21 protein-coding genes are annotated in these 20,166 nt (G+C 43.2%); 12 read left to right on the forward strand and 9 right to left on the reverse strand.

Going from position 1 to position 20,166, the window contains the following annotated elements; genetic code table 11:
* Window positions 1-38: 38 nt before the first annotated feature.
* From GO495_RS19970 to GO495_RS19980, 3 genes are all read left to right on the forward strand, one after another.
* Entirely contained in the window at window positions 39-629 is a 591-nt protein-coding gene (locus GO495_RS19970) for a Crp/Fnr family transcriptional regulator (protein ID WP_157301495.1), read from the forward strand.
* An 82-nt stretch (window positions 630-711) separates the two neighbouring features.
* On the forward strand, window positions 712-1,071 hold the full coding sequence (locus GO495_RS19975) for a DUF4260 domain-containing protein (protein ID WP_157301496.1): 360 nt from the start codon (window positions 712-714) through the stop codon (window positions 1,069-1,071).
* Window positions 1,072-1,320: 249 nt separating this feature from the next.
* Window positions 1,321-1,770 (forward strand): DinB family protein, encoded by a 450-nt coding sequence (locus GO495_RS19980; RefSeq protein WP_157301497.1) that lies wholly within the window; start codon window positions 1,321-1,323, stop codon window positions 1,768-1,770.
* Between the two features lie 23 nt (window positions 1,771-1,793).
* Here GO495_RS19980 and GO495_RS19985 read toward each other — a convergent pair whose 3' ends face one another.
* Window positions 1,794-2,183: a VOC family protein gene (locus GO495_RS19985; protein ID WP_157301498.1), complete on the reverse strand. Its 390-nt coding sequence runs from the start codon at window positions 2,181-2,183 to the stop codon at window positions 1,794-1,796.
* Window positions 2,184-2,231: 48 nt separating this feature from the next.
* On the reverse strand, window positions 2,232-3,092 hold the full coding sequence (locus GO495_RS19990) for an ankyrin repeat domain-containing protein (RefSeq protein ID WP_157301499.1): 861 nt from the start codon (window positions 3,090-3,092) through the stop codon (window positions 2,232-2,234).
* 255 nt (window positions 3,093-3,347) lie between these two features.
* Between GO495_RS19990 and GO495_RS19995 the strand changes: the two genes are divergently transcribed.
* Both GO495_RS19995 and GO495_RS20000 read left to right on the forward strand, forming a co-directional pair.
* Window positions 3,348-3,980 (forward strand): class I SAM-dependent methyltransferase, encoded by a 633-nt coding sequence (locus GO495_RS19995; protein WP_157301500.1) that lies wholly within the window; start codon window positions 3,348-3,350, stop codon window positions 3,978-3,980.
* A 4-nt stretch (window positions 3,981-3,984) separates the two neighbouring features.
* Window positions 3,985-4,380, forward strand: coding sequence for a nuclear transport factor 2 family protein (locus GO495_RS20000; protein WP_157301501.1), 396 nt, complete (start codon window positions 3,985-3,987; stop codon window positions 4,378-4,380).
* Between the two features lie 21 nt (window positions 4,381-4,401).
* Here GO495_RS20000 and GO495_RS20005 read toward each other — a convergent pair whose 3' ends face one another.
* Window positions 4,402-4,851 (reverse strand): cupin domain-containing protein, encoded by a 450-nt coding sequence (locus GO495_RS20005; RefSeq protein ID WP_157301502.1) that lies wholly within the window; start codon window positions 4,849-4,851, stop codon window positions 4,402-4,404.
* 390 nt (window positions 4,852-5,241) lie between these two features.
* Between GO495_RS20005 and GO495_RS20010 the strand changes: the two genes are divergently transcribed.
* Complete coding sequence (locus GO495_RS20010) at window positions 5,242-6,423, forward strand: PQQ-dependent sugar dehydrogenase (RefSeq protein ID WP_157301503.1); 1,182 nt, start codon at window positions 5,242-5,244, stop codon at window positions 6,421-6,423.
* A gap of 175 nt (window positions 6,424-6,598) precedes the next feature.
* Here the strand turns inward: GO495_RS20010 and GO495_RS20015 are convergent, their stop codons facing one another.
* The 3 genes from GO495_RS20015 to GO495_RS20025 are packed head-to-tail and all read right to left on the reverse strand — an operon-like array spanning window position 6,599 to window position 12,106.
* Window positions 6,599-9,832 carry an error-prone DNA polymerase gene (locus GO495_RS20015; protein ID WP_157301504.1) on the reverse strand — a complete coding sequence of 1,078 codons (3,234 nt, stop codon included), beginning with the start codon at window positions 9,830-9,832 and terminating at the stop codon, window positions 6,599-6,601.
* 17 nt (window positions 9,833-9,849) lie between these two features.
* Window positions 9,850-11,346, reverse strand: coding sequence for a Y-family DNA polymerase (locus tag GO495_RS20020; protein WP_157301505.1), 1,497 nt, complete (start codon window positions 11,344-11,346; stop codon window positions 9,850-9,852).
* Between the two features lies 1 nt (window position 11,347).
* Window positions 11,348-12,106, reverse strand: coding sequence for an ImuA family protein (locus GO495_RS20025; protein WP_205691294.1), 759 nt, complete (start codon window positions 12,104-12,106; stop codon window positions 11,348-11,350).
* Window positions 12,107-12,333: 227 nt separating this feature from the next.
* Here GO495_RS20025 and GO495_RS20030 point away from each other — a divergent pair, with 227 nt between their 5' ends.
* Together GO495_RS20030 and GO495_RS20035 are read left to right on the forward strand one after the other, a co-directional pair.
* Window positions 12,334-12,906 carry a dihydrofolate reductase family protein gene (locus tag GO495_RS20030; protein WP_157301506.1) on the forward strand — a complete coding sequence of 191 codons (573 nt, stop codon included), beginning with the start codon at window positions 12,334-12,336 and terminating at the stop codon, window positions 12,904-12,906.
* Window positions 12,907-13,146: 240 nt separating this feature from the next.
* Complete coding sequence (locus tag GO495_RS20035; protein ID WP_157301507.1) at window positions 13,147-13,713, forward strand: dihydrofolate reductase family protein; 567 nt, start codon at window positions 13,147-13,149, stop codon at window positions 13,711-13,713.
* A gap of 124 nt (window positions 13,714-13,837) precedes the next feature.
* On the opposite strand, the gene GO495_RS20040 is transcribed toward GO495_RS20035, so the two are convergent.
* The 3 genes from GO495_RS20040 to GO495_RS20050 all read right to left on the reverse strand — a co-directional run bounded on the left by GO495_RS20040 (window position 13,838) and on the right by GO495_RS20050 (window position 17,008).
* Window positions 13,838-14,851 carry a ParA family protein gene (locus GO495_RS20040; protein WP_157301508.1) on the reverse strand — a complete coding sequence of 338 codons (1,014 nt, stop codon included), beginning with the start codon at window positions 14,849-14,851 and terminating at the stop codon, window positions 13,838-13,840.
* Complete coding sequence (locus GO495_RS20045) at window positions 14,851-16,032, reverse strand: ATP-binding protein (RefSeq protein ID WP_157301509.1); 1,182 nt, start codon at window positions 16,030-16,032, stop codon at window positions 14,851-14,853. The genes GO495_RS20040 and GO495_RS20045 overlap by 1 nt, the downstream gene beginning before the upstream one ends.
* A 187-nt stretch (window positions 16,033-16,219) precedes the next feature.
* Window positions 16,220-17,008, reverse strand: coding sequence for a hypothetical protein (locus GO495_RS20050; RefSeq protein ID WP_157301510.1), 789 nt, complete (start codon window positions 17,006-17,008; stop codon window positions 16,220-16,222).
* A gap of 474 nt (window positions 17,009-17,482) precedes the next feature.
* Here GO495_RS20050 and GO495_RS20055 point away from each other — a divergent pair, with 474 nt between their 5' ends.
* The 4 genes from GO495_RS20055 to GO495_RS20070 all read left to right on the forward strand — a co-directional run bounded on the left by GO495_RS20055 (window position 17,483) and on the right by GO495_RS20070 (window position 20,027).
* Window positions 17,483-17,938 carry a hypothetical protein gene (locus tag GO495_RS20055; RefSeq protein WP_157301511.1) on the forward strand — a complete coding sequence of 152 codons (456 nt, stop codon included), beginning with the start codon at window positions 17,483-17,485 and terminating at the stop codon, window positions 17,936-17,938.
* 2 nt (window positions 17,939-17,940) lie between these two features.
* Window positions 17,941-18,357, forward strand: a complete 417-nt coding sequence (locus GO495_RS20060; protein WP_157301512.1) for an N-acetylmuramoyl-L-alanine amidase — start codon at window positions 17,941-17,943, stop codon at window positions 18,355-18,357.
* Window positions 18,358-18,786: 429 nt separating this feature from the next.
* On the forward strand, window positions 18,787-18,975 hold the full coding sequence (locus GO495_RS20065) for a hypothetical protein (RefSeq protein WP_157301513.1): 189 nt from the start codon (window positions 18,787-18,789) through the stop codon (window positions 18,973-18,975).
* 398 nt (window positions 18,976-19,373) lie between these two features.
* Window positions 19,374-20,027: a T9SS type A sorting domain-containing protein gene (locus GO495_RS20070; protein WP_157301514.1), complete on the forward strand. Its 654-nt coding sequence runs from the start codon at window positions 19,374-19,376 to the stop codon at window positions 20,025-20,027.
* Window positions 20,028-20,166 lie beyond the last annotated feature (139 nt).

The raw sequence follows: 20,166 nt of genomic DNA on the forward strand, positions 1-20,166 counted from the left end.
ATAGCGGTTTATTGATAATTCCTTAATTTGTGTCCTCTATGGAAGCAAATGACCTGAACGTTTTAAGGACCGCGATACAGCGCTTTGTACCACTGACTGACCAGGAATGGGAACTTTTAACACCTCATCTCCGATACCGTTCATTGGCAAGGGGCGAAAAATGGATCAGTGAAGGACGAAAGGAACAGGATATGGGGATCGTGCTTGAAGGAAATATGCGGCATTATTATACCCGGGACGGAGAGGAGAAAACAACTTATTTCTACTTTGAGCGTCACCTTGTCAGTTCCTATATCAGCGCTATAACCGGTACACCTTCTCTGCTGACCATCGAGGCCCTGACAGATAGCCGGCTGCTGGCATTCTCCTATGCTCATCTGCAAACCCTGTATGATCATTCACCGAAATGGGAAAGGTTCGGGCGGCTCGTGGCCGAGTACCTCGCTATCGGGCTGGAAGACCGCATGGCAGGATTGCTCACGATGAGTCCTGAAGAACGTTATCTCCAGTTATTAGAAGGAAATAAACAGAAGATCATCGAGAGGGTCCCACAACACTATATTGCCAATTATCTCGGCATCACGCCCGTAAGCCTGAGCCGTATCCGTAAACGGCTGCTGGAAAAATAATCCCGTCGTTCTTTTTATTATCTTTTGTTAACGTTTGTAAGGACCCGGTGTTCGATCTTTGTTCTATCAAAACATGAACACAATGAAATATCTCTTACAAGCAGAAGCGATTGTTCCTTTTTTCCTGTCAGTTGTTTTACTCAACATGTTACCCATACATTTTGCATGGTGGGCATGGATACTGTTGTTTTTAGCACCGGACATCAGCATGGTCGGATACGCCGTCAATAACAGGGTGGGAGCATTTATCTATAACCTCTTTCATCATCAACTGATAGCCATTATTGTATGGGGTATCGGGTTGTTGCTCCAGCAGCCATATGTTGAGCTGGCAGGTCTCGTGTTATTGGGACATAGCAGCCTGGACAGGGTGATGGGTTATGGCCTGAAGCGGACCGAAGGATTTAAATTTACCCATCTTGGTTCTATAGGAAATCGGTAAAAGGGATCGCATCCGCTACTGCACGTAAGCTGGCAGTATTGCAGATCTCAAGGAAAAGTATGATGAAAGCGTTTTAACGCTAAAACCTTTTTTTCAACTATCCTCATTAAATGGGCCGGTGTAATAATTGACCATTGTCATTCTTCAATGTAACCCAAATCACATTTTAATTCCTGTATTAATCGTTCATTTGCGATGAAGACGATTTTATTTGGTTATTTATTTAATATCATTTTATAAGAATTAAACATGACCACCACACAAGCATATTTGCAAACCTGGATGGAAGCCCGTACAAGATTTACCAATTTATTAAAAGACATAAAAGAAACAGACCTGACTAAAAAACTGGTCAATACTAAAAATAGTGCAGGGTTTCTCATTCGTCATATTGGCGATGTAGAATTATTGTTTGCTAAAAACGTATTCGGTGCAAGCGAAGTAGAAGTTTCCGCTAAAACTGTTATTGCACAACATGATACTGGTGAATGGACTAACCTGGCCGAGTTATTGAAATACCAGCAATATGCTTTTGATAATCTGAAAGCGATTATTGAAAAACAAGCAGAAAGAAATTGGCAGGAATCAGTAATCACCAAAGAGTTTGGCACAAAGACGAAAGCGGAAGCTATTGGCAGAATTATTTCACATACGGCTTATCATGCAGGACAATTATCACTAAACTTAAAATATGGGTGATTATTAGCTGTAAAAATGATTGATCAGGGGCTGGGGCTTCCAAAAAAAAGAACATAGCCATCAGCATCTGTTACCTCAAATCCGCGCAGCCCATCGTCATCGTCCCGGAGGGGTTGGCGAAATATTATACCGGTTGAACTGTATTCCTCAAATAAGGTGTCAGCGTCTTCCGTAAAAATGTACGCATCCCAGCGGGCCCATTCATGCCGGGTATGATTGGGGACCGGTTTTATGTCATCAGCAATTGCCTTCAACATAATGGAAACAGAATCGCGGCCCACAATAGCAAAAAAAGGATCGTTTTCAGGGCCAATATACCGAACTCCGAATCCAAGTTGATTTACATAAAATGATACAGCATCTTTTATGCTTGAAACAATAAAAAATGGGGAAATGTAGGAAAGGTTTGACATTGTTTTACATAAGATTTATCGGGTAATGTCCCGGGTTGAAAAATAGCGCTAAAGTGTTTGTTCTGAGGTGCGCAAAAAACTTTCAATCCGGGCAAATTTTTGTTCCCCAGCCTCTTCAGAAAAGCTATCAGATTGCATATGGGCTGCCCATCCCAGTGGTGTTCCCTTGTAAATCTTATCTTGAACATTAAGCCTTGCACCTGCCTCAACTAACAGTTTTACACAATTCAGGGAGCCCGAACTCACTGCCTGGTGCAAAGGTGTAGCATGGCTATGGAAGCCACAGATAGCCTCCGGGAACCCATTGGGATCGATATCCATTTCCAGCAGGCGTTTAACCATGTTTGCTTTTCCATAAAATGCTGCGGCTGTAAGTGCTGTCAGCTTTTCATCGTTACTTGCCTGTGCCGCTAAATGATTTATATCGTCTATACGTTCCAGGCAAACAGCAACCGCTAAAGTAAGCTTATCCCCGCGGTCAACTAAATGTAGTGCGGCTTCCACATTTCCATTTGTTAATGCGACCATTGCGCCACAGGGTAAAGCTCCCGCATCTATCAGTAAATCAATCATCGCAATCTGTACTCCACATTCACGCGGAATACGACCGGACACTACTAAACCAAGTGTATGGTCAATTTGATCCTGATAGGTGTCTGGCGCTTCATATTTTACCGCATCTGCTAATAAGCGGGTTATTTCTATAATATTGGGTGGCAGTTTATCGATTCGGATAGGGTTATCGGCTACAAACCAAAGCAAATAAGGGTCTTTGAAATAACCTTGCCCTTCTGTGTGCAATCTGTCCTTAACCAGATCGGGGTGTTTGGAAATCAGGTCCGCCAGTTCAGCCGTTCTACCGGAATCTATTGCTGCTATCGAACGGTGGAAATCTGCTATATTTTTCATAATGCTTAAGTTGGAATAAGTTTAAACTAAAACACACCTTTATTACAGTTTTAATAAATCATTCAAACACGATTCGCCTTATCTAAAATTATAGTTTTACCTGAAGGGAGGTAGTTAAAAATAAAAAAATAATCTGACAGGTCGCAGTAAAACCGCCATAAATTCCATTTTCTCAAATTTTATACACTATATAATAAGCGGTTGTCACAGGCAAGTCAGTAAATACGTAACTTGCGGGCTTAATAAAAAGTGCTTATGATAAATGAAACCGGAAAAACTGAATTTTGGGAAAAAAACTTTATCGAAAAACAGGAAATGTGGGGTTTCGAACCATCACATTCGGCAGTATTAACGAAGGACTTTTTTCTTCAAAAATCCGTCAAAAATATCCTCATACCTGGAATTGGTTACGGACGGAATGCGCAAATATTCAGAGACAACGGAATAGCGGTAACAGGGATTGAGATATCACAAACTGCTATTGAAATGGCAGGAAAACATTACGGAACAGAGATGCTTATCTATCATGGTTCTGTAACAGATATGCCATATGATAAATGCCTGTACGATGGGATATTCTGCTATGCTTTAATTCATTTACTGGACAGTAGCGAAAGAGCGAAACTGATCCTCGACTGCTATAGTCAACTGACAGAGAATGGCTACATGGTTTTTACAGTTATTTCAAAAGAAGCCCATACCTATGGTAAAGGCAAATTTGTCAGCAAAGACCGTTATGAAATATTCGATGGAGTTAACATGTTCTTTTATGATAGAGAATCGATCAGGGAAGAGTTTGGCAAAGCTGGATTATTTGACATCACCGAGGTTACCGAGAATTTTCCATTCTTTTTAATTAAATGTAGAAAGGAGGACATAAAAAGATAAATAAATGAAGACAACAAATAATGAAGAACAAATACGAGAAGCCCTGAATGCACACTGGCATGCATCGGCAGCCGGCGATGCAAATGCGGAACATGATATTTACGATGATGACGCCATCTGTGATTATCCCCAGTCAGGCGAACGAATCCTCGGACGGAGCAATTTGCAGGCCTTGCGAAGTCATCATCCGGGTAGGCCGTCAGGCTTCAATGTAAAGCGAATCCTCGGAAATGGCGATCTCTGGATCACAGAATACACAATCACCTACGAGGAGCAACGGGCATACACCGTGAGCATTATGGAGTTTCGCAACGGTAAAGTCGTGCACGAGACGCAGTATTTTGCGGATCCTTTCGAGGCGCCGGCCTGGCGAAGTCAATGGGTTCAACAAATCGTGTGACGCTGCAAGTACATAACTACTTTATTTAGCCTTAGGCGTCTTTTCTGTTTTCCATTTAATAACATGGTACACCGCTTTGGTAGTCCCCACATTTTTAAGACCATGCAATTGATTAGATGCCTGGAAAATGACGGAGCCTGGACCAATACGTTTAGTAATGCCGTTTACGGTCGATTCAACTACCCCTTCTTTTATAATGATCAGTTCTTCTTCGGGATGTTGATGCGGAGGATGTGGAGCCTCTCCTGGATTCAACGTAGTTACATGCAGTTCCAATTCATCTAGTGTCGGTGTGGGGGCCTGAAAGAACTGGCGCTTTTCTCCTGTTTTAGTAGGCACTGCTTTGATATCGTTCCAGTCGTATATAGCAGATGATAAGGGAGGCTGCGGGTCCTTATGTGCAATAATGGCCATTGGGATACACATTATCAGTGCAGTGATGCAAATAAAAGTTATTTCTCGTTTTGTCATTGTATTGGGTTTAAGGAAAGTTAATTTACGAAACATTGGTTATAATTTTGCGGGCAATGACCAATGAAAGACCTGGAAAACTTTCAGCGGATGAAGTTCGCCGTTCTGCTTTATTATACCTGTCGAACATGGGTGCATCAATAACTCCATTGTAACATATTACCAGCCGGTCCGCTGATTTGTTGTCCAATCCGAAATTTCTTATTCACATAAATCATAAAAATTATCTGTAAGATACCGGTGATTTAATGAGTTAATTTTTATATTCTGAGAGGGGGAGATGCTCCTGATAAATTGGGTATATTTATAATAGTATAGCATGTACGGAAACCATCAATGAATCAGTCCTGATGAAACCCTTTTTTAAATTTTAATCTTAACCCTCAAAGTATGAAGAATCCATTAAGTGTATTTCCCAAACAGCTATTGTCCATAGCTCTTATGACAGTTTTAATGCTAAGCTGTAAAACAGAAAAAGATGACGTTATTAAAAAGGATTCGGCCGTGGCTGTGGTACCTCAGATATCGCTGACGTCGGTTATAACTTCCGGTTTAAGCGCTCCTATGCAGTTTGTGCATGCCGGTGATGGCAGTAAACGTGTTTTTATTGTGCAGAAAGCAGGCACTATAAGAGTATATGATTCTACCTTTAATTTTATTTCTGTATTTGGCACCGTATCAAATGTGAGTAACAGTGGTGAAAGAGGTCTGCTCAGTATGGCCTTTCATCCTAACTATTCAGTGAATGGTTTTGTTTATGTTTATTATACTAATACGGCAGGCAATCTTGAGCTTGCCAGGTATCATGTAAACAGTGGTAGTCCGAATACGATGGACGCTGCATCAAAAGTGATCGTATTGACCATCCCGCATCCTACCAATGCAAACCATAATGGAGGAGAGCTTCACTTCGGTAGTGATGGGTACCTGTATTTATCTACCGGCGACGGTGGTGGTAGTGGAGATGTTCCCAACAATGCACAGAATACTGCTGTGTTGCTGGGTAAAATATTGCGCCTGGCCGTTAATACTTCTGCCACTGCGCCATATTATACTGTTCCTGCGGGCAATCCTTTTTCAAATGAAGTATATGCTTATGGGCTGCGTAACCCCTACCGCTGGAGCTTTGATAAAGCCACCCAGGATATGTGGATAGGTGATGTAGGGCAGGATTCGTGGGAGGAAATTGATTTCCGTGCAGCTGCTGCTACATCAGGCGCTAATTACGGATGGCGCTGTTATGAAGGTAACGCCACATATAACTCTTCAGGATGTACGGGAACAAATTATATCTTCCCTGTGCATGTTTATGCTACACAAAATCCTGCTGCAAGTATTACAGGAGGGGTGGTTTACAGAGGGGCTGCATATCCTGCTTTGCAGGGCTGTTACCTGAGTGCTGATTTCTATTCAGGCATTTTTTATAAGATTGTTTCTAATGGCTCCGGATGGGATGTTACTACTCAAACACTTTCCCCGACCGGAATTGTGGATTTCGGAGAAACTGAAAGCGGAGAGGTGTACGTTGTATCCAATACCGGGAACAGTGTATACCGCGTTACATCAATCTAAATGCTGTATTTAATACATCAGGACTGTATAAAAAGGGCTGACCAAAGGTTGGCCCTTTTTATTATCAGGAAAATAACAGCATCCTTAACCTGTAGTTGGACAAAACGGGGGAGGAGGCTACAACAAATAATGAATAAGAAATATGGATATTCCATACCTGACAAGCGAACATTGATTATTTAAAATTCCTGCCTGAAGGGAAAATCTCTCCCTGTACCATCTTAGCTGCCTGTGTCTTTTTACTTTTAACCGGTTGACGGTCTGCATTTTTTTCGTCCGTGAGGGAGAACGCAGAGATCTGTGGCATATCCCCCTCCGGTGTAACCAGTTTCTGTAACAGCCCTGACATATCGTAACAACGTTTTGCAATGACGTGCGTAACTTCGCCCTCTCTTTGCAATCTGCCTTCTACCATAAGCAGCCTCGAAGTCACGATTTCCTTCCTGTATTTATCAAACAGTTTTTGAAATACCACCAGGTTGGCAATGCCTGTTTCATCCTCCACCGTGATAAAGCAGATGCCGGAGGCCGTGCCTGGTCTTTGTCTTACTAATACCAGCCCGGCTACCCTTACCCAAGCTCCGTCCGGCAGAAGAGTGAGTTCCTGGGTGGAAAGGACATGATGTTTTATCAATCCCTGCCGCACGAAGCTGACCGGATGGGCTTTTAAAGACAGCGTTGTAGAAGCGTAGTCCTGCAGCACATGTTCAGAAGCTGACATTTCAGGTAGCTGTACCTGCTCTTCAAAGGTACTCTCAGAGGGCTGGCCGGTAAACAGGCCCAGTGGCCGGTCGCTAAGGGACGATGCTTCCCAGAGTGCCTGCCTCCTGTCCATGCCCATGGAGCGGAAAGCATCGGCATCCGCCAGTTTCTCCAATACCGTTTGTGATACCCCTGCGTCCCTTAGCGCAGGAATGCTCGTATAAGGCTTATTACGGGCAGATACCAGCGCGGCAGCATCTTCTTCCCGTATTCCCTTTATCTGCCGGAAACCGAGCCGTATAGCACAGTATTTACCCGCTTTTTCTTCCAGCCTGTTATCCCAATCTGAAAGGTTTACATCCGCAGGCCGGATCTCCACGCCATGCTTGCGGGCATCTATAACAATCTGTGCCGGCTGGTAAAATCCCATCGGCATACTGTTGAGTAATGCCGTGGCAAATACGTCCGGGTAGTAACATTTGATCCAGCTTGAAACATAGACCAGTAATGCAAAACTTGCCGCATGGGATTCAGGGAAACCATAACTGCCGAAGCCTTCCAACTGCTTAAATACCCGGCGTGCGAATTCCTCTGTATAACCTTTGGACACCATACCATCAACAAGCTTTTTCTCATATTGGCTCACCAGGCCTTTTGCCTTAAACGTGGCCATGGACCTGCGAAGGCCATCAGCTTCCGCCGGTGTAAATCCTGCTGCTACGATAGCGATCTCCATAGCCTGTTCCTGGAACAAGGGAACACCTAATGTCCTGCCCAGGATCTCTTCCAGTTCTTTGGATGGGTATTCTATTGGCTCCTCACCATTACGGCGCCGGAGATAAGGGTGTACCATGTCGCCCTGGATCGGCCCTGGCCTTACGATGGCTACCTCGATTACCAGGTCATAAAAAGTTTTTGGTTTCAGCCGTGGCAGCATGGACATCTGCGCACGGCTTTCAATCTGGAATACGCCGATCGTATCCGCATGGCTAATCATTTCATAAACTTTTGGGTCTTCCTGCTCATTGATTTTTGCCAATGTAAGGTCAAGGTCATAATGTGCTTTCGCCAGATCAAATGCCTTCCTGATACAGGTCAGCATGCCCAATGCCAGTACATCTATTTTAAGGAAACCTAATGCCTCAATATCATCCTTATTCCATTCTATATTCGTCCGGTTTTCCATGCGGGCATTCAGGATCGGGCACAGATTGGATAACTTACCCCTGGTAATCACAAAGCCCCCGGTATGCTGACCGAGTTGGCGCGGAAATCCTATATACTGCTGCGTGAGCTCCAATACTTTAAGCAGGTGCTTATCTTTCGGGTCAAAGCCGTTACTTGATCCGGCCTTCCCTTCCAACCATTCAGTTGAAAGCTCATAACCGGATTTGGCCAACTGGTCTACTGCGTCAACGGATAAGCCCATCGCCTTGCCCACGTCCCGTACAGCACCCTTCCAATGCACCTGTGTTACTGTTGCAACAATGGCTGCACTGTTCCGGCCATATTTATTGTAGACGTATTGCATGACCTCTTCGCGCCTTTCATGTTCGAAATCCACGTCGATGTCGGGTGGCTCGTCACGTGCATCAGACATAAATCGTGCGAACAGCAGTTTGAATTTGGAAGGGTCAACGGATGTTATGCCCAAACAAAAACAAACAACCGAATTAGCCGCAGATCCGCGCCCCTGGCAAAGGATATTACGGCTTCTGGCAAAACGTACGATATCATAAACCGTCAGGAAGTAAGGCGCATAATCTTTTCGGTCCATGAAATCCAGCTCATACTGGATGGTCTCTTTAACGTTTAGGGGAATGTCATTGCCAAACTTTTCTTTTGCACCCTGCCAGGTCAGAAACACAAGTTCTTCCTGCGGTGTGCGTCCTTCGCTGGTAATTTCTTCAGGGTAAACATATTTCAGCTCATCGAGTGAAAAGGTGCAGGCCTCTGCTATTTCCTGTGTTCGTTTTATTGCATCGGGATATTGCCGGAATAGCCGCTGCATTTCACCAATGGGTTTTAGATAACGTTCACCATTCGGGTGAAGAAGGTAACCGGCATTATGAATGGTTCGCTTTTCCCTTATACAGGTAAGGATATCCTGTAACTGCCTGCGCTCCGTATTGTGGTAATATACATCGTTGGCCGCCACTAGAGGAACATTCAGTCGGGCAGATAACTCTGATAACCGGTATAATTTTTTCTGGTCATCGCCGAGGTACGTTCGGGATGCACCCAGGTAAAGGTCCTTTCCGAAGGCCTGCCGGTATTCATTAAGTGTATCCTTGAACTTTGGATCATAATCAAAGGATGTATTCAATGCTGCCGGTGGAACGGCAATAAACTTTGTCCCTTTCGCATATTTGTAAACATCCGCTTTGTATAATTCACACTTGCCTTTTTCGGTCCGCAGATTGCCTTCGGAAAGCAAGGTGGAAAGCCGGCCGTAAGCTTCTATAGATGTCGGGTATGCTAAGAGGCCCGGGCCGTCTAGTAAATCCAGCCGGCAGGCAGGGATAATCTGTATACCGTTTGCACTGGCAGCAACATGCGCACGCACAATACCGGCCAGCGTATTATGATCAGTAATGGCAATCTTTTTATAGCCCAGAGAAGCTGCATGCGCTACCAACTCTTCCGGGTGTGAGCCTCCCCGTAAGAAGGTAAAATTCGTAGTGACTTGTAATTCTGTATAATCCATAACTCATCAAATCGTGATCACGCAAAAACTCCATGTATAAACCATTCCGGTTTGTGTTCATCGTAATGTCCCAACCGGAAAATCCAGTACCGTGCTCCCTGTTCATCCTCGACCGCATAATAGTCCCTGTGCAAACCATTTTCCAGCCACCATTCCCGCTCTATCCGTTCCGGTCCGTCCGCTTTGATGACCTTATGTATTTTCCCTTTATAGATGAACAGCATCGGTGGGTAATCAGGTATCGGTGCTGTCACTTCTATGAGCTCCGGTTTCGACAGCAGGCATATCGGCCTTGGCCTGTCCAGCCGCCAGTCAGCAGCGGGTTTTTCTTCCAGCGAAGCAGCCAGCCTGAAGGATCGTTCCGGCCAGTAATGCTCATCGGGAAGATAACGACGTATGGCACCCATACCCAGCCTTCCTGCCAGCCGGTCCAGCAGGTTTGCGACTCCGGCCTGATGACCGGCCCCTGTATTCCACAGCGAGTCCTGTACCTGGGAGAGATCTTCAACTACAGGGGCTTCCAGTATAAAGACTTCAATACCCAAAGCAGGTGTTATCGTGGAAATTTTCAGTTCAAAGAGTTTAAATAAATGTTCAACATTGCGGGTTGGGCGGTTCGTGCCAATCTCGATTTGCTGAATATTACCATCTATACGGAACCCCTTGAATACTGCGGCCCGAAGGCCTTTCTGTTCTCTCTGTAAACGCAGGCACAATACTTCCAGAAGTCTTCTAAGCGCTATTTCGATACCGGTGGCCGTACGGATCGGTTCAAGGCAGGGCAACCTTTCCTGGTACAGCTCAACAGGCCGGATGAGTTCAATTATTTCTTGTGAACGGCCCAGTGCCTGGTCCAGCCGGTCCAGCAGGAGCTGGCCAAAGCGCCGGCGCAGCGTCAGTCGTGGCATGCTGATAAAACTGTTGATGCGGTACAGGCCCAGTTTATGCATGCGCTCAAGTATTGGCTGTTCCAGCCGCAGGGCTGCCGGTGGCAAAGGTAGCAGGGCATCAAGCAATGCTCCCGGTTCAACGATCGGTGATACCTGGCCGTAATGGGAGACCGCCCAGGCGGTACCGATGGTATCTGCAATAGCGGCACGGACATCATATCCTGCACTTCTCAGTTTAGTAACGATCTCTTTCAGGTAAGGGCGTTCGCCTCCCCATAAATAGGCACAGCCACTTACATCCAGGATTAACCCGTCCGGTGGATCAACCGCTATTTCCGGAGTGTACCGGAGGCACCATATCGCGAGTGCATGCAGTAGCTTTTCAGCTAGCTGTGGATCTTCATCGAATACCTGCAAAGAAGGTAAAGTGGCCCTTGCATCTGCGACTACCATACCATAGTCAATACCCAGGGCCTGCGCCGCAGCGCTGGCCGCTGTGATCACCTTACGGCCACGCTCCTGTACTGCGACCACAAAGGGGAGGCCTTTAAGCTCCGGTTTGCGGAGCATTATCCGGTCCGTTACCAGGTGCCGGAACCATATCGTAATAAAACGCCTGGACATATCAGGCGGTTTTTGGCAGTTGATGATCAGGTGCAGCAACAGCATCCCGTTTTACATTCCGGAACCTGCCTGCAGACCAGGCTATCAGCCATGTCCCCGGTTTGCCATTTCGGACCTTTTGTAAGGTCACGTTCCAGCAAGGGCTGCCAACGCCTGGCAGGCCAGCTTCCTGCTCGCCGGCAACCGGCTTGACCACCCAGCGGCAAACGCTGGCTGTAGCGGTAATATTACGGGGGCTAAAGTGATGCATAAGCCCTGTTACCCTGCTTTGCTCAACAGCAAGCTGCAGGCGTCTGGATTCGGTAAAGCCTGTCTCTTTTAATTCCCCTACGACAACTGCCATTGATTCGCATTTCAAAGCTTCTTCTACGGCCCATAATAAATCCTTTTTCCTTGTGATGTCAATGAAGATTACCCGTTCCGGATCTATGCCGAACATCTTTAAAGCCGGCGGAAACACTGCCCGATTGGCACTGATCCAAAGGCAGACACCGTCTCCCTGCTGCATCAGACGGCCTGCAAGACCTGCCATAAAGCCTGTCGTAGCCGCAGCATCTTCGGGAGTATTGCTCAGGAACTCGTGTATGGCTCCCGTTGGAAAGGTATTGCCCGGAAATGCGCGTTCCAGTGGTCCAAGTCCAAAATTAAACTGCACTCCTTCTAATGGCCCTTTCATGCCCTGCAGGGAAAGGATCTGCTGCTGCAGTCCTCTTATCAACTCTATTTTATCTGCGGCTGCTATCATCTCAAATATTTTCATAAAATTACTAATATTATTAGCATTATAGTGCTAATAATATTGGCAATTTAGTGTGATGCCACAAAAAACTTTTTTTACCGCCAACATAGTCCAGTCTACGCGCCACCATTAATCAAGATCATGGTAGAAAAGTTGGTTTAAGACGCAATCGCCCCCTCAGATTGACGTTTTCACCCCTCATAGCTTCGAAAAGTGCTGGGTACATTTGTGAACCAAATCAATTTATTATGCGAAAGTTAATCATGAAGATGTCGGTCTCTCTCGACGGTTTTGTATGCGATTCCAATGGCCGGAATGATTGGGTCTTCAAGACAGGGGACGAGGAGTCATTGGCCTGGAGTGTCGGGAAGATCAGGGAGGCTGGGCTAATCATCATGGGCAGGAAGTCGTTTGAGACAATGGCGCCTTACTGGCCGACTGCGACCGGGCCGTTTGCCGAGCCGATGAACAATATTCCCAAGGCCCTCTTTACAAAAAAAGGATTTAAGGGCATCGATCCTGTGGATACGACAACTGCGGCTTCCTGGGCTGAGGCGCGGGTTTTCGATGGCGATCTTACTGAAGGGATCAGGGAACTTAAATCCGGGTCCGGGAAGCCGATTGTAGCAATTGGGGGCGCGGGATTTATGCAGAATCTCATCGCAACGGGTCTCATCGATGAATATCATCTGGCCATTCATCCTGTCGCATTAGGTTCGGGATTGCCAATTTTCACTGGTCTGGAAATGCCGTTTTACCTGAAGTTGGCGGACGTAAAGGTTTTCCCGAAAGGAATCGTAGCACAAACTTACCGCATATAAGGGTTATATTCAGATAAATAGATCAGCATGCCTCGTTTTCTTTCCGCTGTGCTGCTACTGCTGTTCTCCGCCGTAAGCTCAACCTGCCCGATCTTTGTCAGGGTGAGTAACAACGGCGAATCCTGTGAAGAGCTTGCAGGTGGAGTGATTTTGACCGTAGATTTGTAAGATTATCTTTTGGCTTTTAATCCATATCTGTCAGGTCCTGAACAATACAAATAACAATTAAAAAATAGTACTATGAGAAAGCTGGTTTTATTTATGCATGTATCGCTCGATGGTTTTGCAGCAGATGCAAACGGCGGGCTGGATTGGATTTCTTATGACAGTGAATTGCAGCAATATGCTGACGGAATAGTGGCTACTGTTGGCTCTCCTGTATATGGACGGGTAACTTATGAACTGATGGCAGGTTACTGGCCTAAAGTGCTCGATAATCCCGATGCAAGCGAACATAGTAAGGCACACGCCCAATGGGTAGATAAAGCAACAAAAATTGTGTTTTCCAAAACCATGAAAAAAGCAGCGTGGAACAACACTATAGTTATAAATGAAAACATTGCCGAAGAAATAAATAAGCTAAAACAACAACCAGGGAAAGACCTCGTGATATTTGGCAGTCCTGGACTGGCGCATTCGTTTATGGAGCTTGATTTAATTGATGAATACCAGCTTACGCTTAACCCGGTACTATTGGGAAGTGGTATACCTGCATATCAAAATATAAAAAACAAAACCAATCTTAAGCTGGTAAAAGCAACACTATTAAAAAGCGGAGTAGTGGGATTACATTATGTGAGAGTGTGAGATTAAGCTTCTTGCGATAGGTTCAAAAAAAGGGCTTCCCTTTTTTTGAACCTGGTCCTGATAAAAAGCTCTTAATCAGAGGGAATCCAATTCCTCAATTTAAACATGTACAGAGTTTATTCATTTACATTAATGATCGCCAGTCTTTATCAGTCCCGCTAATACTCATGTAATTAATTATTTTCCTGGTCAATTTTTCGAAATCATCATAACTGTTTTTTACTGCACCTAAATGTGCGCCAATGGCACCATCGGAAGGCTTTAAAAGGAATATAGGCTTTCTGGCTTCCATTGCCATGGGGATCAGACTGTGATAATGTTTTAATAAGGCTAAACAATATACATCATCATTGATATTTATGCTAATGACAGCCTTATTGCTTAGTACAAATTGTCTGAATACGTTAGGTATTCTATTGGCCCATTTTAAATATGATTTTACAGGTCTGCTTTCTTTGATCCCGTGTTGCATTACTACGTATCCTAATGGTGCGATAGCTGCAGTAGGAAGTTCTAATGAAGGTTCTGGATTTCGACTAAATCTATCTGACCACTCTCTCTGCCATGCCTCCAGTCTATTACCAAGGTTCTTTAATCCTTGCAAAGAAAACAAATCTGCAGCCATTGGTACCACTACAAAATCAGCCGCTATCAGGGTAGCCCTATTTATTGCTCCGAAGTTTGGTCCCATGTCAATAATACTAAAATCAGCATCAAATCGCTCGCCTGCCTCCTTTATGATTCTATAAAATGATGACACAGTTCTGAAGGCAGCTTCATCATAGTTTAGAGAACTCAGCCAGCTACTGCTTAGTTTGTCTTCAAAAAGCGACAACTCCAGGTCTCCAGGGATTAGTCCAATGTTATCGTTGATTTTTTCAATGTGAGCAGGAAGAATATCTCCGATCCCTCTGTTAACTGGTTTAATGCTTTCTAATATAGTTGGCCTTGACGAGTCATTATCATAAATTTCTTGTAGCCGTTCATCATTTAAAAACATTGATGTCAGGTTTGTCTGAGGATCTAAATCTACAGCTAAACACTTATAGCCAAGTTCCGCCAGCATATACGTAATATGATAAACTAATGTTGTCTTGCCAACCCCTCCTTTATTGTTAAAAAAAGCTATAGTTTTCATTATTGCTTTTTGTAAATGATAACTCCAAAACTAGTTGCCTGGTCTACTATAAATCTAGGTTCAGGCGATCCATTCTTTATGAGTGCAGCAATAGCTCTTTTAACTCCTACATTAAAACTATTTATAAATCCAAGATTCTTGGCGGCTTCTGCCAATGTTGGATTTCTGTAGTCATTTTTATTGGGAAAGTTTTCAGGACGTGCATCACCATATAGTCCCCCAGGATTGGTAATTTCAATACGATCAGAAAACTCGTAAAATTTTATTGGAGCGTTAGATTGATAGTCACGATGAATAATTGCATTATAAAGTAACTCTTGAATTGCAGATGCCGGGTAAATTGATGAATACTCTTCACCCAATTTTACTTGTACACGCTTAGCAATTTGTGATTTTATAAAATCGTCCATCACTCTCATTTGTGTAGTTAAATCTCCATGAAATCTATACTCAAAATCAAAGTCACTCACTTCATCTGTACCAACAAATCGTACATATTGAACATATGAACCTGGTAAATAAAATAATGGATTTTTACCGAATAACAAAATTCCTGCATGAGTTGGCATATCAGCCTTTGGATCGTAAAATTTTAAGGAAGAAAGCTGCTGTTTAATTTCCCTTCCATTTGCTTCAAGAGTTTCCCTATCTATAGCTGTAGGTAAATAAGATAATTTGAAGATATCTACGCTTAGATCTTCAAGGTCGCTACCATAGCAGGGTAAGGTATCAAATGAACGGACAAAAGAGGATCTCTTTTCACTTAAAATTCTTTCTTCGGCTTCATTAGCAATGCTTTTGCGTGGTCCCACCCTTACACAGACTTTACCATTAAAACGCACAGGAGGAACATGAGATGGCTGGACCTCTACAACTGCAATATCTCCCTCGTCAAAAGTAAATTTTTTGACAGTCATGGCTGGAGGTGGAACAATTCGTCCATCAGTACGAAAATCCATTAGCAATTGAAGAAATCTTTCATCAACACTAATTCCAGCAATTTTACCATCATCATGTACACCAATGATTAAATAACCGGGCTTCCTGTTCCCTGCCAGATCATTGCAAAAAGAACAGATTGCTTCACCAAACTTATCCCGATTGGTTAAAGAAATAGTTTTTTCAACGCTATCAGTCTCTAAAGTGGGTAACAATGCTAATAATTCTTCCTGTGTAATCATCTAGTATAATAAATTTTCGTCGATGGGTAAAGTTAATGAATTAAAATCATTACAAGATTTCGCCATTGAATAACTTAAATCAAATTATATTATTTTATTTTAATATGTGTTAGTTGAAACAAATATTTTGGATTTTATCTTCTTTTACAAACCATCTACTTGATTTTTACTATGAAAAAGAAGAAGATTACCCTAATGCCAATATCCTGGCACAGCCTGCATATTTCATCGTATTTACAACATTGTTGCTGATGGGGGTACCCATTTCAAGTCCGACAGATAGTATGAACGTCCAGGAGTCATCCGGCTTCTGTCCTCCTTCTAATTGTAATTCGATACGTTCTCCTGTATAATTCTGTCCTGTTGGTTGCCACGCTGTATAAGCAGCCGGAGCAGCGTCAGTGTCTTTCCTTGTAAACACAGGATAGTTATAGTGCAAATCTGTAATAGCCTGTAGTGAAATTACGAACCGGAACAACGGATACTGCCAGGGAATGAACAGGTTTATTTCCGGCATCAGGTTAGGCAACTGTACCCATGCACTACCGGTTTCTCTTATAATCTCACATTTCAACGGATGTCTTACCACACCATCAAAAGGGTTCTTTTGCGTAATGCGGAATCCTTCCAGGAGCTCCCTGTGCTTCGAAAGCAGAATAGACCGTTGTCCTCTCAGATTTGCAGTATCCTGCAACTGCATCACTTTGCATAATTTGGAAAACTGAGGTGCAATGTTGTGGTCTGCAAGATGCCGTACAAACAACACTGCCCATCTGATTCTGGCAGCTGCTCTTCCGCAACCTTTCCATTCGAGATTGTTCTCCCGCGTTCTTTCAAAACTTTTAGCTGTTTTGATTTTCTTTTTGGATGCTCCGCCGGGGCTTCGGACAAACGTACCATCCATATCTCTTCTTTTGTAGGCGGATAAACCTCCGATTCTTCCGGTGAAATCGATACCTCCTCTAAGTTGGGCCATATTGTGTGGGGTCTCTGCTACAATTTACCCAAAATCTGTTATTAAGACAAATATAATTGCTATATAAGCCCACTCTAAATAAGGTGGGCTCGTAGAGCTGTTGTATAGGACTTATAGTGGGCTTATATAGGGCTTATATCACCATAAGCACTGAATATCAGTAGGTTACAAGCCCCCTTAAATTAGAGGTCAAATACACTTAATTAATTGATTCTGAATGTATTGATGAAACCCTTTATTTTGCAGCGTTTAATTGGGCATTTACTGAATGCATCTACAACAGCTTCTATGATACTTACATCCGATTTGGGTAACTCTCTATTTTAGTTAACAGCAGCACCAATTCTCTGGAGATAGAATCTTTATCATAAGAAGGATTTTTTTCTATGATACCTGCCAGATAATCTAATGATACACTTAATGCATCCGTAATTTTTACAAGCACTGGCAAGGGCGGTTGAACTTCTCAGCAAAATGACCGGCAACATAAAAGTACCATCCGTTTTTTTAAACGCTGTAAAGAGCCAGACGAAGCAGAAGGAAGTCCAGGAAGCAACCGCCATCAGCACCACGGCTTCGGGCTTCCTGCATCCAGCAGTAGACACCGTCTATCTGCCGGATTCTACTACAATATACAAATTACGCTTCCATGACCGCTGGCTGGACCTTACAGGCGAAATAGGAAAAGAGCCGGTTATTAATTACCGGTTCACGGATTCGATTATCATCACCGCTTATCAGCGGCATAAAAAAACTTACGTAGATGCTTATAGTCTGAATCCAAATGTTCACTTAACAGGTATTACTGCGCTGAGGATGATAAACAGGCAACATTTTTCAATCGGCCCATACGCTGGTTACGGATGGAATGGAAAAACGTTTACACCTTCTGTAGGGATCTCGTTACAATACTCATTTATAAAATTCTGATTATGCGAAACATAAAATATATCGTTATCCACTGTACGGCAACGCCGCCTTTAACACCGGTTGCCGCCATACAGAACTATTGGAGAACACAGCTTCACTGGAAGAATCCCGGCTACCACTACATCTTACCTGCAGATGGTACTATACGGCAGTTATTAGATGAAGAGCTGGTTGCAAATGGTGTTGCGGGTTACAACAATGTCTGCATTCATGTTAGTTACATTGGCGGTGTAGATGGAGATAATAATCCTCAGGATACGCGGACGTTAAGCCAGAAAGCGGCTATGTACTATATCGTTTGTGTACTGAGAGAAAAGTATCCTGCGGCTGTTATTCAGGGGCACAGGGATTTCCCCGGTGTGCACAAGGCTTGCCCATCGTTTAATGTGAAGGATTGGCTGAAGGAATTTATACCGTAATTATAAAAAGTAAAGGAGATTGTACCTCAATCTCTTTTACTTTTAAAATCCTTTAATAAAGAATTAGAAAGATACATTTTTGAAGATACGGTAGTAACTCAATTTGATTACATAATCTTCGCGCTGGATGTTGTTGATCAATAAATACACCTTATCTGACGTGAATATTAGGTGAAGTTAAATTGAAAAACAAATCCTGAACCCATATTCCAAAGCTAAATCAGGGAACTAAACAGTCAGATGCAGTGTATTTATGATCAACAACATCTGCCAATCTACGCTGTCATAACATTTAAACTGAGTCATTGCAGAAGATACTGAATTTAAAAAATTGGGGTCTTTTTTATTATATTTATTGCTCATTCATTAACACCTGCCATGAAATTTTACAGCTTTATTACTTTTCAGCAATAGTTTATTCGCACAATCATGAATCAAAATATTCAACAGAAGATAGATCAGTATAAGAAAACTGCACAGAGAGATCAGGGCAGCGATTCAAAGCCTGTGCCATCTAAGCCTGTTCATGTTGATGGTTTAGCTCAGGTAATCCGTTCTCAAAAGGACGCTGAAAACTTTATGGCTGAACTGGAATGTATTGTTAAACGAGCACAATAAGTAATTATATTTTCTATATTGAAATAAAAAGGGATAGCCTATCCCTTTTTATTTTCGACTTGATCCTGGCTTACCTGCAAAGTACAAAGCATTTACAGAGGAAATGAACCGGTAAGATTTTGATGTTGCACTGTCCGGTTTTGAACAAGATCACATAATACTTTTCAAGGTCTGATATGATCAGGGTTGTAACAAATTATCAATTAATCCCTGATGACACCGTTATTTATACAAGCTTAAAATATGTATATAACCTGGCTTGCAGTGTCAAAAAAAAAACGTTAATTAGTATCACCATTTAATCTCCTTATAACCGGATAGTTAGCCTTTCTATATGCCCGATTTATGTAATCCTATTCACTGTATCAAAATCCCAATCCGTATCATGCGGTACCACCATGCATTTTTCCAAAACTATTACCGTTAGTATTACGAATCCACCCATACCACAATATTCCTGGAAAGGCGATTGCCCGGGAACTATTGGGTATTGCGCAAATTCCGGCACTTATTATGCAATAAATGTTCCTGTTGGGGTAACTTACCAGTATTCTTACGATAATTCAACCTGGACCAGTATGTCTCTTCCCCCCAGGTTTTATGTTGCCTGTGATCAGAGCCTGAGTGTTTATATCAGGGCCGTAGGATGTTCGGGTAATGTATCTGCAGCTTATCACCTGAATGTTAGGGCGCTTAGCGATAAGATATGCTTCCCTCCGGGACATGGGCAGCGAGTTGCAGAGGATAGCATACTGTCTCTTAAAGGGACAGCGTCCATTGAAACGTCCACTAAAACTTTTAAAGTGTATCCTGTTCCAGCGACTGATAACCTGAACATCTTATTGAATAATACGATTAAAACGGCCGCCGCCAGCCAGTCTATTAAAGAGGTGAAAATTATTGATATTTCGGGTAAAATAACCAGGCAGATTATATATGGCGAAGGTATCAGATCAACCAGTATAAATGTAAGCGGTATAAGGCCGGGTATTTATATTATACAGGTATTTAACGGTTCTGTATGGCTGGGGCAGAAAATTATTATCCAGTAAACAGTAGATCTTATTACTATAGTGCAGTCCCGTAAAACCGGTAACTTTAAATGACTTTTTTTAAACCCTGTTAAATCCAATTATAAGTGTCTGCTCTCCCTAACTAAAATCTAAAAGAGCTTTCAAGTCCAAAGACCTG

Source organism: Chitinophaga oryziterrae (assembly GCF_009758125.1).
GTDB classification, from domain to species: Bacteria; Bacteroidota; Bacteroidia; order Chitinophagales; family Chitinophagaceae; genus Chitinophaga; species Chitinophaga oryziterrae.